At 61.1% G+C, this 15,309-nt stretch carries 16 protein-coding genes and 1 pseudogene; 12 read left to right on the forward strand and 5 right to left on the reverse strand.

The features are described 5' to 3' along the window. Positions 1-372 precede the first annotated feature (372 nt). Positions 373-924, reverse strand: a complete 552-nt coding sequence (locus RCH11_RS11000; protein WP_327057053.1) for a GNAT family N-acetyltransferase — start codon at positions 922-924, stop codon at positions 373-375. Between the two features lie 262 nt (positions 925-1,186). On the opposite strand from RCH11_RS11000, the gene RCH11_RS11005 reads away from it, so the two are divergent. The 3 genes from RCH11_RS11005 to RCH11_RS11015 all read left to right on the forward strand — a co-directional run bounded on the left by RCH11_RS11005 (position 1,187) and on the right by RCH11_RS11015 (position 3,511). Next, positions 1,187-1,732 (forward strand): helix-turn-helix domain-containing protein, encoded by a 546-nt coding sequence (locus tag RCH11_RS11005; protein ID WP_327057054.1) that lies wholly within the window; start codon positions 1,187-1,189, stop codon positions 1,730-1,732. After that, positions 1,729-2,946 (forward strand): MFS transporter, encoded by a 1,218-nt coding sequence (locus RCH11_RS11010; RefSeq protein WP_327057055.1) that lies wholly within the window; start codon positions 1,729-1,731, stop codon positions 2,944-2,946. Before RCH11_RS11005 ends, RCH11_RS11010 begins: the two co-directional genes overlap by 4 nt. Before the next feature lie 163 nt (positions 2,947-3,109). Further along, positions 3,110-3,511 carry a hypothetical protein gene (locus tag RCH11_RS11015; RefSeq protein ID WP_327057056.1) on the forward strand — a complete coding sequence of 134 codons (402 nt, stop codon included), beginning with the start codon at positions 3,110-3,112 and terminating at the stop codon, positions 3,509-3,511. 334 nt (positions 3,512-3,845) lie between these two features. On the opposite strand, the gene RCH11_RS11020 is transcribed toward RCH11_RS11015, so the two are convergent. Further along, positions 3,846-4,877, reverse strand: coding sequence for an alpha/beta hydrolase (locus RCH11_RS11020; RefSeq protein WP_327057057.1), 1,032 nt, complete (start codon positions 4,875-4,877; stop codon positions 3,846-3,848). A gap of 116 nt (positions 4,878-4,993) precedes the next feature. Between RCH11_RS11020 and RCH11_RS11025 the strand changes: the two genes are divergently transcribed. Next, positions 4,994-5,659 carry an SDR family oxidoreductase gene (locus tag RCH11_RS11025; RefSeq protein ID WP_327057058.1) on the forward strand — a complete coding sequence of 222 codons (666 nt, stop codon included), beginning with the start codon at positions 4,994-4,996 and terminating at the stop codon, positions 5,657-5,659. A 124-nt stretch (positions 5,660-5,783) separates the two neighbouring features. Beyond that, entirely contained in the window at positions 5,784-6,017 is a 234-nt protein-coding gene (locus RCH11_RS11030; protein ID WP_327057059.1) for a DUF2283 domain-containing protein, read from the forward strand. A 154-nt stretch (positions 6,018-6,171) separates the two neighbouring features. Here RCH11_RS11030 and RCH11_RS11035 read toward each other — a convergent pair whose 3' ends face one another. After that, positions 6,172-7,308 (reverse strand): hypothetical protein, encoded by a 1,137-nt coding sequence (locus RCH11_RS11035; protein ID WP_327057060.1) that lies wholly within the window; start codon positions 7,306-7,308, stop codon positions 6,172-6,174. A 482-nt stretch (positions 7,309-7,790) separates the two neighbouring features. Between RCH11_RS11035 and RCH11_RS11040 the strand changes: the two genes are divergently transcribed. From RCH11_RS11040 to RCH11_RS11065, 6 genes are all read left to right on the forward strand, one after another. Next, entirely contained in the window at positions 7,791-8,279 is a 489-nt protein-coding gene (locus RCH11_RS11040) for a GNAT family N-acetyltransferase (RefSeq protein ID WP_327057061.1), read from the forward strand. Positions 8,280-8,651: 372 nt separating this feature from the next. After that, entirely contained in the window at positions 8,652-9,011 is a 360-nt protein-coding gene (locus RCH11_RS11045) for an ArsR/SmtB family transcription factor (protein ID WP_327057261.1), read from the forward strand. After that, entirely contained in the window at positions 9,008-9,448 is a 441-nt protein-coding gene (locus RCH11_RS11050) for an SRPBCC family protein (protein WP_327057062.1), read from the forward strand. The genes RCH11_RS11045 and RCH11_RS11050 overlap by 4 nt, the downstream gene beginning before the upstream one ends. 156 nt (positions 9,449-9,604) lie before the next feature. Further along, positions 9,605-10,204 carry a hypothetical protein gene (locus RCH11_RS11055; protein ID WP_327057063.1) on the forward strand — a complete coding sequence of 200 codons (600 nt, stop codon included), beginning with the start codon at positions 9,605-9,607 and terminating at the stop codon, positions 10,202-10,204. A 198-nt stretch (positions 10,205-10,402) separates the two neighbouring features. Further along, positions 10,403-10,948 (forward strand): GNAT family N-acetyltransferase, encoded by a 546-nt coding sequence (locus RCH11_RS11060; protein WP_327057064.1) that lies wholly within the window; start codon positions 10,403-10,405, stop codon positions 10,946-10,948. Positions 10,949-11,083: 135 nt separating this feature from the next. Then, on the forward strand, positions 11,084-11,554 hold the full coding sequence (locus RCH11_RS11065; protein ID WP_327057065.1) for a hypothetical protein: 471 nt from the start codon (positions 11,084-11,086) through the stop codon (positions 11,552-11,554). Between the two features lie 234 nt (positions 11,555-11,788). Here the strand turns inward: RCH11_RS11065 and RCH11_RS11070 are convergent, their stop codons facing one another. Further along, positions 11,789-13,204, reverse strand: a complete 1,416-nt coding sequence (locus tag RCH11_RS11070) for an IS30 family transposase (RefSeq protein ID WP_442789044.1) — start codon at positions 13,202-13,204, stop codon at positions 11,789-11,791. A 150-nt stretch (positions 13,205-13,354) separates the two neighbouring features. On the opposite strand from RCH11_RS11070, the pseudogene RCH11_RS11080 reads away from it, so the two are divergent. Continuing rightward, a pseudogene (locus RCH11_RS11080) lies at positions 13,355-13,852 on the forward strand (IS3 family transposase); the annotation flags it as partial. Between the two features lie 458 nt (positions 13,853-14,310). On the opposite strand, the gene RCH11_RS11085 reads toward RCH11_RS11080, so the two are convergent. Next, positions 14,311-15,225, reverse strand: a complete 915-nt coding sequence (locus RCH11_RS11085; RefSeq protein ID WP_327057066.1) for an MBL fold metallo-hydrolase — start codon at positions 15,223-15,225, stop codon at positions 14,311-14,313. Positions 15,226-15,309: the final 84 nt, after the last annotated feature.

The raw sequence follows: 15,309 nt of genomic DNA on the forward strand, positions 1-15,309 counted from the left end.
CAAGGCCGGGCCCATCGTCACGCCCACCCACGACAGCATCCGAAAGAAATCGAAAAGACACCCTCAACAAACCGAAACGGTGGATTCAGGCTAAGAGCGCTTCGAGTTTCATTCTGTCGTTTCGTTGGCGGCGTCACCGACCGGCGTCACCGCGACAGCATTCCGGGAGCCAGGGGAGTTGACCGCCGGCGTTCAGTGGGCATGCCGGCGGGAGATATCAGCACGCAGTCATATCGGCCGGAAGTGGTTCTCAAGTGATAGGGCATCGGTGCGCTCCTCCGTTCGAAGGTTGGGCACCAGATCTGTCGCGCTTGCCGTTCCCCAGCGGGCCTCCGGGGGCTTCGCTGATGCAGGCACTCTCGGATGTTCTGATCAGCGACCAGGCTCAAGATCCTTGCGATAGAAGAGGGAATCACCGTGCTCGGCATTTGGCTCTATTCGCGAGGTCACAACGAACCCCAGCTTCGACGCGACCTGTCGTGAGGCCGTGTTCCAGTCTCGGATAGTCGCCCACAAGCGGGTGTAGCCCAACGACTCCGCCCATTCGAGGACCGCAGACGCAGCCTCAGTCGCGAGACCGCGGCTCCAGTCTCTCCGAAGAAACTCATACGCAAGCTCGGGCTCATCGTCCTGCCCATGTGCGTTTGCGATCAGACCGCAGTAGCCGATGACCTCCCGGCTGTCTTTTCGCACCGCAGCCAGCAGCCCTAGACGAGGTTGAACGTATTCGTCCCGAATCCGGTCTTCGAGATCTTCAAGGGACGGGCTAGCGTCGACCGAGATCCGTCGGTGCGCTGGCACACGAGGATCGCGCTCGGCCCATAGCTGGCGCTGTACTACGGCATCGGCAACTGCCCACCGTCGCAGGAGCAGCCGTTCCGTTTCCAGAACGGTCGCGCCCTCCGGTGCCATCGCTGGGTCCATGCAGATAATGGTGCCAGACCCAGCCCAAGCATGATCGCGACGTACGCAAATGCGGGATCCGCTCACGAGCGCTGCCTCGCCCGTCATTCGCCATGTGAAGCGGGATCGGCAGGCTCGGCCGTTGGGCGGAGTGGATTCTGCTGCCATTGCTGTCCCGCAATTTTGGACTCGGGTGCTGTGAGATGGGCGGGCATGTGTCGCGGGCGAGCAACCGCCAAACAACAATTTGGTGGTTGAGTGTTATTCGCCATATCGTGTGGGTATGCCGGATGCCACCACTCCTTATGATCTCGCTGGACTGCGGGTCGTGGCCCACCCGCTGCGCTTGCGCTTGCTTTCGCTTCTGACCGCGGAGGCTTTCAGCGCGGCGGAGGCGGCGCGTGTATTGGGTGAGAGCCAAGCGAACGTCAGTTACCACCTGCGCCGTTTGGCTCAGGTCGGGCTTGTGCAGCTTGTCGAAGAGACGATCATCCGCGGCGGGACCGCGAAACGTTACCGGCACGACCCGGCTAGCGGCGAGGTACTTGGGTCGGGACATGCCGACGAGCACCAGGCTCTGATGGGTTCTCTCGCGGCAGAACTGATAGCTCGCAGCGCGCGCTACGTGTCGGAATCCGAGTTCGTGTTCACTGAGGCCCAGGTCACGGTCTCCTCCGAGGCGTGGAAACGCATCCGCGAAATGTCCCGCGAGGTCGGAAAACTGATCCACGATGAGGCGACGCCCTCTGCTAAGCCAGGAGGCGTCCGGATCAGTGCGACTCTTGCCCTGTTCGAGGTTTCGACCGATGACGCGGCCCCGCGCACATGAGTGGTGGCTACCTAGAAGTACTGCGCACAGCCGGCGCGCTCAGGGTTTTTGTTCCCGCGCTTGTCGGGCGGCTCTCTTTCGCCATGGTGACCCTGGTGCTGCTGTTTGCTGTGCAGCGGAGTACGGACTCGTTCGCGATCGCGGGCGCGGCCATCGGGGCGTTCGGGCTCGCGAATGTGATCGCGTCCCCGTACCGTGCACGGTTCGTCGACCGACGCGGGCAACGTTTCGCACTCAACTCGCTAGCCATCGCCTTCGCCGCCGGTCTCAGCGGAATAGCTGCGCTGACAGCCCAGTCCGGGCCGCCGGCAGGAGTGCTGATTGGACTTGCGGCAGTTGTGGGGTTGTTTCCGCCACCGCTCGGCGCGTCGATGCGAGTGCTTTGGGGTTCGATCACAATGCCAGGAGCATTGCGGACGAAGGCGTACAGCGTCGACGCGGTTTGTGAGGAATTACTGTTCACGACAGGGCCATTGATCGCGGCGGCCATTGTGGGTGCGGCATCCCCGACGATCGGACTTCTCGCCACAGCCCTGGTGGCGGTTGTCGGAACGCTCGGCATGACGAGCAGCTCGCTCTCGCGAGGGCGCGTCGCCGTCGCCGCTTCCCCGCGGAAGAGGTCACGGCCGCTACGACAGAAAGGATTCGTCCCAGTCCTGATCGCGCTGCTCGGCGTGGGAGTCGTACTCGGGACGGTGGAGGTAGTCGCACCAGCAGTTGCCGATACTCACGGATCGGTGGGCTTGGCCGGGATCCTTCTCGCTTCTTTTGCCGCCGGGAGTGCAGTCGGAGGCCTGCTCTACGGCCTGCGCTCGTGGAGGAGTTCGCTTGTGAACCGACTCATTATCTTGGGCACGGTCATGACCATGCTGTGCGCCCTTCTGACGACGATTGGATCTTTTGCAGTTCTCGGCTTCGGACTCGCCGCGGTGGGATTCTTCCTAGCCCCCTCACTTGTCACCGGCTACCTGCTCGCCGACGACCTCACCGCCGCAGAGGTGCGCACCGAGGCATCCAGCTGGATCAACACCGCTGTCAACGCGGGTGCAGCAGTCGCCGCCGCAATCGTCGGGTTCGCCGTGGACGCCGTGGAGCCCAGACTCGGATTCATCATCGGCGCCGGAATGGCCCTCACCCTCGTGGTCGCCGCATCGGTGCCCCTCCTCAGAAATTCCAGACCCGCGGCAGTCACAGATCCAGTGCAATCGGAGTAGAAGAAGCGAGAACCACACTCAAGGCAACCTCGATGGTCCGAATGAGGTTCGGCTTGAGGGCATGACAAACTGCAGCTTCTCTACGACATTGACCATTTCAATGGAGCAGGCGATTGTTGCTCACGAATTGTGAATGGTGCGGCTGCATGGCAGGTTGTGTCTCATGACACAAGGTGACCCTTTAGTCTCCGCTTGGTATTCCGTCCGAACGGTTTACCTCCTTCCGCGGTCCAAAAAGAAGCTGTACGAGGAGCGGATCACCGTGTGGCGGGCGACATCGATGGCGGAGGCAATCGAGCTCGCGGAGGTGGAAGCTCGTGATTACGAGGGTGAGCCGGACGTTGACGGCCGCGCCACAGGACCCAAATATCTTGGGCTTGCACAGGGGTACGCCATGTTTAACGAGAGCGATTCCCTTAGCTCAGCCGATGAGATCTTTTCGCTGGTTCGAAGCAGCACGCTGAAGCCACAGGCGTACCTTGATGCATTCTTCGATACGGGTTCTGAGCGCCAGACAAAGTCCAAACCCAGATCGAAGAAGAACAAGGAGAAGAAGGTCAAGTAGAACCAAGCAAATTGATTGCTCTGCATCCCCACCCTCCGATGAGGACCGTATGACGTTCCTCTTGCGGGCGGCTGGAACTCAAAGGCAGGAAGCTGAGTTTCGCTCTGCGATTGCAATGCTGACGGCCCTGCTGGCTGAGTTCGATGGGAATTTGCGGCCGCACACCCCGGGCCGCAGAATGCCTCGATTCAACCGGCTCCCGTAGGGGCTGGCACAGCTTCATTGCAGGCGACGCGTATTCGGGAGACTTAGGCAAGATGAGTTGGTAACAGACAGGCGCGGTCGCACTTACCGTCATCGTCGGCTTCTCAGGTCTCAGGCTGCTATCCCGCTTTTACTGAGTGGCCGTGGGCGGTCGGGCGGTGACTCGGTCGAGGAAGGCGATGGTGGAGGAAAGGGCCGACTTGGAAGCGTCGAAGTCCAGATGAAATTGGTACTCGTGGGGTAGCGCGGGTTCGGTGTCTTTCGGGTAAAAAACGCTCGTCACATCGACGCCGAGTTTGGTGAGTCGGGCGGCTAGAGGCTCCGATTGGGTTGCGGTGAGCAGATCGGCATTTCCACCGGATATCCAGGTCGTCGGGAAGTCGGCGGTCACGTCATCGAGGGTTCCCATTAGCTTGCCGCCGGGGGTATTGGACCAATCCTTGGTTCCCAAATAGGCCCACAGTGCGGTTCGGAAACCCCATCCACCGATTCCAGGAGCATCCGGTATGCCGCCGACGTCGTAGATGCCGCAATTGAGCACTACCCCCCGCACTTGATGTGGTGATATTGCTGGTGTGAGTCCTACCTGCGCGGCGTAAGTGGGGCTGGTGATCATCGTCGCGAGCTGCGCAGCGTACTGCGATCCGGCTGAATCGCCCGCGATCACGATTCGGTCGGCATCGATGCGGTACTGGTCGGCGTGAGCGGTAAGAAATCCGAGCGCACCATTGAGTTGAGCCACTGCAGCGGGGTAGACGGCTTCAGGGGCGACCGGGTAGTTGACGGCAACAACGGTGTATCCGTGCGATGCCAGGATGCGCGCGTACGGTCTGACGTCGGCCTTGTCGCCCGAGATCCACGCGCCGCCGTGAATCCACACGACAGTCGGCAACGGGCCCGCCGAGTCAGCGGGAAAGAACACGTCAAACGTTGTGTTCTTGCCGTCCGTTCCGTAGGGGACATCGAGCTTCTGGTCGATGCCAGCCGCTGGCTCATACGCGTGCATTTCCTTCTCGGTCTTGGCTGCCTGTCCTTCAAAGACGGCGCGGATAAGTAGGGAGGTCGGCCATGGACTCACAGCGCTGAGCAGGGCTACGAAAACACCCATCCCCAGCAGAATGACCGGGATCCCATGCCGTTTGCGCCCCATCCACGACCTCATGGCGCAACACTATCGCTCGACAACACTGCCACGCGGGATCGGAGATACTGCGATCACATGGGGTTCCGCTTGCGGACTGGTGGCCTGTCTGTGTTGCAACTCGATAGTGTCGTTGCATGCCTCTCGCGTTAGTAACCGGCTCAGCACGAGACAACAGCATTGCCGCAGGGGTCGTGCCACGTCTTCGTGCGGACGGATGGCACGTGGTGACCAGCGGTCTGGAAAACGCTGACTACCTGTTTGATCTTTCGACCCCGGCCGGTCCTGCGGCCTTGATCGAGGCAGTAACGCGAGAAGAAGGCCCGATCAGCGCACTCGTTCTTAGCCATGCTCACGATGTCGAGTCGGGGATTCTCGACACGACGGCCGAGAGTTTTGACCACCACATCGCGGTCAACGCGCGAGCGAGCCTCCTGCTCATCGCAGCGTTTGCCCGCCAGATTCCCGATGCAGGCGGAGCAGTTGTCGCCCTCACCAGCGATGCCACCACCGGGAACCTCCCCTACGGGGCCTCGAAAGGCGCGTTAGATCGCATCGTCATATCGGCTGCGCGGGAGCTTGGGCCAATGAGAATCTCCGCTAATGTGCTCAATCCCGGTCCGATCGATACGGGGTGGATGGATGAAAGCACTCGACAGGATCTCACGCCCCGGCACCCGTCGGGGCGCCTCGGCCAGCCCGCCGACATCGCAAGCGTCGTCGCTTTTCTAGTCTCTGGTGAGGGTCGTTGGATCTCGGGGCAGCTGCTCAACGCAGACGGCGGATTCTCTGCGCGCTTCTGAATCCGGATCGATGACCGTCCCTCTTACGGGCGCAGTTTGTTCAGTTTGACCTTGGCTCACCTGAGCCAGAGCCGGTGCACCAATCCAAGCGGATCTTCCGCAGCCCAGACAATAGAGTTCGACCGTGACGAAACGAACGCTCGGTACCTACGATCATGAGGCCGACGCAGCCTATTTCCCGATTGCACCCCGCATTCGGAAGGGGCAAGCCGTGCGTCAAGACGTGCACGAGATAGAGGGTGTCGGCGGGATCGTGCTCGACTTCGACAAGAAAGGCAGACTGCTGGGCGTCGAGGTCCTTGGTGCACGATCGCTGCTGAAGCCAGGAACGTTGGCGCGGGCCAAGCGCATCGGGTAGATGCTCGTGCGCTGGTGACACAGTGTTGCCACGCTCGGCTGTCGAGGGGACTGGCCGCAACCTGTCGTGCATTTGCGCGAAGTCCCGGTCCACAATTCGAAAGCGCTGCACCGCTCACCGACCTGGGCTTGCACGGTCGTTTTCCCGTTCCGATTCACACCCACCCTGGAGCTCGGTTGCTGGAGAACCCCACGTATTTCCGCACATATTCTTCTTGAGTCAGCCGTGAGCGCCGGGCAATACGGAACATGTCTGGCATTGAGCCGAAGGGTCGCATTGAGTGGGTGTCGACGGTCTCCATCAGGGCTGCCTGCACTACTAACTCTCCCGTGTCGGCGAGGAAGTCGAGTATTCGCTGTGTGCGGATCGAATCGGGTTCGGAGTGCCAAGAAGCAAGCCAGACGAGTACCTCTGCGGTGTCCTTGCCTCGCATCACGATGGCCCGGGCAATCATCCACTGGGCACCCCCTGCGGCGGCTCCATCCCAGACCCGGTCTTTGACCCCTCCCCAGGATTCGAGGAAATAATTCGCGTAGAACGCACTGAGCTCTTCAGGGGTCGCAAGCGTGTCAACGACGTTGTCAGACGTTGGTGGCGCGGAAGCAACCAGGTCTCCCCAGAGAGTCAGATTCGATCCGGTTTCGGTCGAATGGGCCGCGTTTAGAGTCGGTGACATCCTTCGGTGCAAATAGCCATGTGCCGCAGGAGCCAGGCCCAGGAGGAATCCGCTCTGCCGCATACTCGATTCCCAGGCCACGCTCCCTGGGTTCTCCAGCAGGTCGTCGAACGCCTGCTTGCCGGTAAGGACAGTCGCACAACGCAGGCACAGTCCCGGCTCATCTTGATCGAAAGTGGAGGCTGTCTTGATGGCGTTGGCGGGATGATCGAGGGAAAAGAGCTTGAGGGCGAGCGCGTTCTGAAACGCAAATATGAGTTCATCACCACCCGCGGCGGTACGTTCGATCAGCCGATCGAAGTCCTCACGAGTCTTCGGCTCGCCGATGCTGCTAACGAATGCCCAGAAGTCCCCTCCGTCCATGGCGGTTTCGCCGGAGAGGTCGATCCGGTCGGAACTAAGTTGCTTCTCCACTTCGAGATTGCCGGCGAAGAAGTCGCTCACATCAAAGCCGGTATCCGGGTGCGGGAGGGCTCGCGCGTAGATTATCGCCGGACCCAGCTTCGCGGCAGCGCGAAACTTGAACACATCAACCAGCATCTGCTCACCAAAAGCCCCGTTGATGAACTCTGGCTCCTCACGATCTGCGGTCAGGTCTACATCGAATCGTTCCACCCAACGCGCACCCTTCCGAAACAGCCACCTACTGACCATGCCGCTGAAAAGAAGCTCGTCATCTGAGTGCCCCGCACTTTGAGGCGGAGCCGTCAACGGGCCTTCTCCCACAATGCCGCCCGTTGACGGTCGCGGGGTGAACTCATCGCGCCGCAGCCATCGGCGCATCGTTGCGACAGTGGGCGGGCGCTTGGGTATCGATCATGCCGACAGGCTACCGTTGGCCGCTCCCGTTCGATGGCCTTCTCCCGACACGGCTGCCACCCTTTCCATTTTTTTAAGGCGCATGGAAGAGCTCGGTCGCAGAGGCCTTATGGCCGCACATTACTTCTGCGCTTCAATTTCAGCCGAGGGGTTCTAGCGATACCAACGCGAGGTAGCGCCCAGGACGCCTCCATGGGGAGCGCTCGACCGTCCTGTTGGAGGTTCCTTCATCGGACGAGTAGGTCGCGGTTTTACTGGTGAGGGAACAGACTTGCTAGATGATCATTCGTGACGCTACCACCGTCGATTGGCGTGTCATCTGGCCATTTCTGCATCAAATCGTGGTGGCGGGAGACACCTTCACCTACGACCTGGGATTGGGCAATGCGGAGGCTGAGGCGCTGTGGATGGTGAGGGCACCGGGTCGCGTGGTCGTGGCTGAAGCGCACGGTGGCGAGGTGGTCGGCACCGCCAATATGTATGCCAATCGAGCTGGGCCGGGCGCCCATATTGCCAGCGCGAGCTATATGGTGGATCCAGTCCACCAGGGCAGAGGGGTAGGGCGGGCGCTCGTCTCGGACTCACTCCGCTGGGCACGAGCCCAAGGCTTCCAGGGCATGCAGTTCAATGCCGTCGCCCAGACGAACTCCTCCGCAGTAAGGCTCTACGAGTCGCTCGGCTTCACCATAGTCGGAACCGTCCCAGGAGGCTTTCGCCACCCAGTGGACGGTGACGTCGGGCTGCACGTCATGTTCTACCCGCTCTGACCGAAACCGATGACGGAATCGGCTGCCAGAGGTTCTCCTACACGGATCCGCTCCTGACACCGCGGCTGTCAAGTAGCCGTTCCGGTTGGAAGTTCCCAAATGACAGCGCGCCGACGCGCTTGGCGCAGAGCTCGACTGGCTCATGAGCTGCCCCGTTCACCGTCTCGCTTGCGGCATTAGGTGATCATCTGCGAGGGGACAACGATTCTTTATGGTGCGACTCGCGATGTGCTCCGCTGCCTTCTTCAGGCCTCGCGTTCCTTCGACCCGGCTGAGAAGAGAAGTGGCCCTGGGCTTGACTGTGGAACGCGCGATGCCATATATTCAACTCAGCAATTCTATACCAGACAGTTGAATACAAGATTGGACGACATGCCCGCCGACCAGCTCAGCCGCACCTTTGCGGCCCTCGCCGACCCGACGCGGCGCGCCATCCTGGCGCGCCTGGCGCAGGGCGAGGCGACAGTTGGGCAGCTAGCAGAGCCGTTCGCGATGAGTTTCGCGGCGGTGTCGAAACACCTCCGGGTGCTCGAGGCCGCGGAACTGGTCAGTCGGGGTCGGAATGCGCAGTATCGCCCCGCGACCCTCGACGCTCGACCGCTGGCGAATGCCTGCGCGTGGATTGGCGACTACGCGAAGTTCTGGGGTGCCAGCTTCGATGCCCTCGGTGACGTCCTCGCTGAGATCACGACCACCGAAACAAACGTGACCGACAAAGGAGAATCCTCATGAGCAACCCCGTCAGCAACCCCGTCAGCATCACCCGCACCTTCCCCGCAACACCCGAGCAGGTCTTCGACGCCTGGACAACGCCTGCCTCTTTCGCGGTCTGGTTCGGGACGGCCGCGGTCCCGGTCGACGATGTCGAGATGGATGTCCGTGTCGGCGGCGGGTGGAAGGCTACCATGCACCTGCCCGACGGCAGCCTGAAGCACTGGGTTGGCGAGTTCACAGAGGTGAATCGTCCGACGCGGCTCGCCCTCACCCTCACGGACGAGCCCGATGATCCGGCCCGCGAGCCCATTACCGTCGACATCGTCGCCGTCGACGGCGGCGCCATGATGACAATGGTGCAAACCGCCCAGGGCTTCGACGACGCGTCGAAGGCGGCCCTCACAGCCGGATACACCGCGTTCTTCGACGATATGGAGAAGCTGCTCGTCCGCTAGACGGGCACCGGTCGCGTCAGCGCGTTGCGCGGGCGACACTGACCGCAACCCCACCTCGACCGAGTCGTCACGGACGAAGCCCGCAACCAGTTCCGCTCAGGGTCCCGCCTGCGGAGCGGCGGCGGTTCCAAGGGCGGCTCTGTTTCGACAAGATTCATGGGAAACGATTTTGTGGTGCCGCGGGAAGAAGATCCGCGACGTGAGGCTGTGGAGTCGCGTGGGTACACGGTCGTCGGCGAGTCTTGGGGTGCGCGGCTTGAATTGGCGAATGCGCCAGATCTGTCGATCTTCCGCGGGACGCTCTCGCGAGTTGAGCATGCTGGAATCAAGATCTTCGAACTGCCGGTGACCGCTTCGTCCGACCTGTATGAGCTGGAGCGAGCCAACACCGCCGACTTCCCGTTCACGCCGGCGACTTCCCACGATCTGTTGGATGCCGAGGCCACTCGCGACCTCTGGAACAAGGGCTTTCGGGTATCCGGTACCCGCGACGGTGAGCTGCTGGTCGGAGCAACCGTAATCGCACGGCGGGAGAAACACGCGGAGACGGAATTCACTTCGGTCTTGGCCAGCCAGCGAAGTAGCGGAATCGGTACCGCTGTGAAGGCGGCGTCCATCATCGCGTGTGCGAACGACGGCGCCCGCGTGTTCGGCACGGGCGGTGCGGCCGCGAATGAGGCCCGCCTTGGTGTTAACCGAGCGCTCGGATACAACATCACGGAACGCTGGTACAGCTACAAAGCACCATTGGCCTAACGCCGTACGGCGCTCGCCTTCCGGGCTCAGCGAGCTCGCCTTATTCTGATTTTGTGGGAAAAGATCAACAAAGACGGGTGCTTCGGTGTCTCTCCGTGCTATTTATTCCGTTTCGTGAGCTGACCCCAACGACATAACGCGCCAACCTGACAGCACGAGGTTTCCTCCACGTTTTCTGAGGGCCGCTACATTTACTGAGTGACTTACCCACTGACAACACCCCGACTTTCGATCACCCCGCTCACAGAACAAGACACGGCCACATTTGTTGCATACCGACAGGATGCGGATGTTGCCCGGTGGCAGGGATGGGACCCCACGTACAACGATGACGATGCGGCCGAGCTGATCAATTCCCAGCCAGCCACCGACCTTCCGGAATCTGGCAGGTGGCTTCAGCTCGCTATCCACGATGTCGAAACCGGGAAGCTGTTCGGCGATGTGGCAATTCACACGCTCGACGATCACGACGACACGTACGAAATTGGCATCACCCTCGCCCCAGCAAACCAGCACCTCGGTATCGCAACGGAAGCGGTAAAGAGAGTGCTCGATCACCTCTTCACGGCAGCCAATGCGCACCGGGTTATTGCGAACTGCGACACCCGTAACGATGCTGTGGCCAAGCTGCTCATCGGTGTGGGGATGCGAAGAGAGTCGAGCCAGATTGATGTCGAGTTTTTCAAAGACGAGTGGATTACCCTCGACGGATACGCCATCCTTACGAACGAATACTCAGCCTGACAGGTTTTGCGGACACGGTTCAGTCATGCAAGCGCGACCGTGAAGGGTTCCGCCTTCGGGCAGCTGATGACTAGCAGTCAGTGAGGGCACGTCTTGTCCCTTGTGCGTGGTGCCGTGCGCTGGAACAATCCAATAGTGAAGTGTCCTCAAGCCATCGTCGTCGTGGTGATCGTCGGCGTGAGCCTCGCGACCCTGGCCGGTTGCACCGCCAGACCGGCGCCCAACACTGACTGGTCCGAGCGGATGATCGCGGTGCTCCGCGATCCCCACGGGCAGGGTGGTGCTGGTGGAGATCTCAGAATTGATAGCGGAGCCAGAAACGCACGCGGTACCGCCTATCTTGCCGATGTTCCCCGTGGCGAGTACGACGTTCTCGCCGTGTGCGACGGCACCGGTACCATTCACCTCGCAGTCAAGACGACCACACCACCCCACAGAGTGCTCGCCTCATCGGACTTTGCCTGCGGCGCCACCCTGAGACTCCCGGTCACCGTCGCCGCCACAGGCGTCGCTCTGGAGGCCACCGACCCCAGCACCTCCGCACAATGGCAAGTAATGATCGTGACCCCCGGCTGGGAACCTGCCCCCACGACCTATTCCCATTGACCGCGGTCCACCGAACCTTCCCAAATGACACAGCTTTGATCCCGGCGATCGTGGCGTGGATCTGTCGCAGTAGTGGTTCCGCTTGTGAGCGGGACGACGCGTGCGACACCAGCTCCTCGCAGCCAGCCAGATAAGCGCGCCGCCAAAGGATGACTAGGACGAATAGCACCAGTAGGCGAGGATGACCAAGGTGAGTGAACCTTGGATTCCAGCAGTCGTCGCAACACGCTCTCGTTATGAAGCTTCAAGTAAAGCAGTGAGACGCTCAGCGGGCGTGTCCCAGTCGAGGGATTTCCGAGGCCGGTCATTTAGCTCTGTGGCGACTTCAAGAAGACGCCCGACGCCGTGCGGGGCAAGGTCGGTGCCCTTGGGCAAGTACTGCCGGAGGAGCCCGTTGGTGTTCTCGTTGCTGCCGCGCTGCCAGGGGGATCCCGGGTCGGCGAAGTAGACGTCGAAATCCGTCGCGACGCTGAACGCGCGGTGTTCTGCCATCTCGGCGCCCTGGTCCCAGGTCAGCGATTGCCGAAGCGATGCCGGCAAGTGCCGGACTGTGGTGATCAGCGAGTCGCGGAGAGCTTCCGCGTTTCGTTCGCGACCGAGGTGGGCCAGCATCACGAAGCGAGTCGTCCGCTCGACCAGGGTGGCGATCGCGGAGCCGCCCAGAGCGCCGATGATGAGGTCGCCCTCCCAGTGGCCGGGAATCTGTCTGGTCTCGACCTCGGCCGGTCGTTCGCTGATTGGCCGCATTTGATCGACGAACCGCTGACGCCGAGCGTCTGGCTGCTTTCGAGGTTTCCGGGCGACGCGACCTCGCCGCAGCTGCGTTCCGAGTTCCCGTCGCAGCTCGCCACGGGCGTGGACATAGATCGCCTGGTAGATCGTCTCCGTGCTCACCCGCATCTCCTTCGCGCCTGGGAAGTCTTTGACCAGTCGATTGCTGATCTGCTGGGGCGACCACTTCCTAGAAAGCTTCCCCTGAATGTAGGTGCGGAGCCGGTCGTTGGCGGCGACTTTCGGTGTCCGTGGCCGTGCTCGCCATGTCACGGACAATCGGTGCGCAGTGTGTGGGAGGTAGCCGCGCGCCGAGACGGTGTTGCGTTGCAGCTCGCGGCTGATCGTCGACGGCGCCCGTTGCATCACGACCGCGATCGCGCGGATGGACAAGCCAGCGCGGTGGAGATCGTGAAGATGCTCACGCTCCACGACGCCGAGGTATCGGGGGTGGATGATCTTCTCGACGATGTTCAGGTCGACGCTTCCACCGATGGCACGGGATCTTCGTTCAGGCACGACCCCATTGTTCCTCTCGGAATACCTGACCACGCGCCCATCGGGATAGATCCGGCCCCGCTTGATGATCGTGATCCCCTTGTCCCAGTCCGTCGCAGACCGGGCATCCGCACCAACGGCCGCACGGGCCTGAGCGCGGGTGAAGCCGGTGGCTCGGAGTCGGAGGAACTCGTCCCGTCGTGGATTGACCCTGCGTGCTTCGCTCGTGGAGATACCGGCCTTTCGCGCCCACGCATATGCGGTCGGGCGGTGAATACCTAGCTCGACGGCGACAGTCGAGATGATCTGACGCTCAAAGACCAGCCGCAGAAACTCGGTCTTCAACTCCGGCGGATAGATGCGCGGAGCGGCCCGCTTCATCGTCAGACCCGTCTTGCGTAACCAGTTGTAGCCGGCGTTCTCATTCACCTCGACTGCTCGCGCGGCAGCACGAACCGTGCCGCCCCGATCGAGAAGCCGAAAGAACTCGTCCTTCTGCTCGTCCGTGTAATTCTTACCCGCCATCGCCGCCACCTTCCATCAGGTGTTGCGACGACTGCTGGAATCCAAGCTGACGAAGGCAAGCTGTATCTCTGCGCGATCAAGGATGTCAGGTCGAACAAGATTGTCGGGTATTCCATCGATGACCGGATGAGAGCAAGCCTGGCAGTGACCGCATTGAGTGCCGCGATCAATGCCCGGCCGCATTCTGGCACCGTCGTTCACTCCGATCGTGGGTCGCAGTTTCGTTCGCGAGCGTTCGTGAAGACGTTGGCTGATAACGGGATGAAAGGCTCGATGGGCCGGGTCGGAGCTTGTGCTGATAACGCAGCGATGGAGTCGTTCTTTGCCTTGTTGCAAAAGAACGTGTTGAACCGGCACCGGTGGTCAACAAAGCAGCAACTTCGCCTCGCGATCGTGCTCTGGATCGAGGGAAGTTACCACCGTAAACGACGCCAACGTCGACTCGGTCGCCTGACGCCGATCGAGTTTGAAATAATGGACCAAACAGCCGCGCTTGCGGCCTAAATGAAGTGACAACTAAACCTTCAGCAGTCCCTAGTCTCGAGCTTTGGACACTTTTCGCCTTCGATATGGGCCTGGAATGGTCGACGATGAGATTCGGACGTCCTGCTAACCGTTCCCATGTGAAACGGTAGTGGGCAGGATCGGCTATCGGGTTGTATGGACCGAAATCTGTAGCTTTGGCTGTCCCGTTGCAAGGTTTCTTGGTCCGACAACGGGAGCTGGCAAATGTGTTTTTCGGTTTGCGACAGATCGTTGAACGGTTCGTTAGACAGTGGAGCGGGCGACGTTGAACAGCTCGGCGAGTCCGGCGGTGGAATGCGTCCCTGCCCGATGAACTTCCATCAGGTGGCGTTGCTGGGCTGTCGACATCGAGCTCTCCGTCGCGATGGCCGCTTTCGCGCTAGTACTGCATCTCTCATCGTCCCGTGGCGATTGGGTCGCACAGTTCCTATGTTGTGTCAATCGCTACCACCTTCAGTACCTGACGACGGGTTCAAGTAGTCGTCGACCACGGCCTTACCGTTGTAGATGATGACGTCGTCGAACTTGTACACGCCTGGGACGTGGGCTATCTTGACAGCTCGTTCGCGCAGGGTCACAAGCTGGCCTGGACGCATGGCCATCGGCGCCTCGCCTGGGTGGCTGAGCGAACCGAGTGGATGATCGTGGCCCGGCGTAGACGACATCTCAATGTGGCATCCCAAAAGGTAGGAGACGGGAACCTCGGCCATGACGGTGATGGCCCTGTCCAGCGTGGCAATGTAGGCGAACATCTCCACGACGTAGAGGCGACCGGGGTAGACGGTGTCGCCTGTGAAGAGGACGCCGGTCCACGGATCGTAAAAAAGCGCGGCGGCCTCTTCATGCCCGGGACCGGCGATCACGCGCAGGATCCGCCCGCCCAGGTCGAAAGAAACGGTCTCGTTTGGCCAATTCGTGAATCCGAAGAAGCTTTTGACGCCTTCGAGAGACGCCGGCACAACGCTGGTCTTGGCACGGTTGGAGAACTGCACATCTCCGGCGGTGTGGTCCCCGTGACCGTGCGAGTGGGCGACGGTGAGCGAATACGACGGGGTGGGATGCGCGACGAGCCAGTCCGTGATGATTCCGTCGACAAGGTGGCGCAGTGGCCATGTCTCCTCGTCAGAGGTCGCGCCAGAATCGATCAGGAGTGCGCCCGTGTTGCCGAGCAGGAGGAAGACGAATGGTCCCTCGTAGTGTGTCTTCAGAGACTGGCGAAGGATAAAGGTGTGTTCGTCGAGTGCGTGGACCTGGACCAGTGGCTCATTCAGGCCGGAGCCGTCCATCCATTCGACCGAGAGGTCGAGATCAACCGGCGCGCCGGAGTGGAAGTCCACGGGTCGGGAAGGCATACAAACCACCTCTTCGTTGTGATGTTATTACTTCAGGTCAGTTTGACGTGCGAATCGATGGTGGCACGAACGGCCTCAACGACG

This window comes from Glaciihabitans sp. GrIS 2.15 (assembly GCF_035984695.1).
Taxonomy (GTDB): domain Bacteria; phylum Actinomycetota; class Actinomycetes; order Actinomycetales; family Microbacteriaceae; genus Lacisediminihabitans.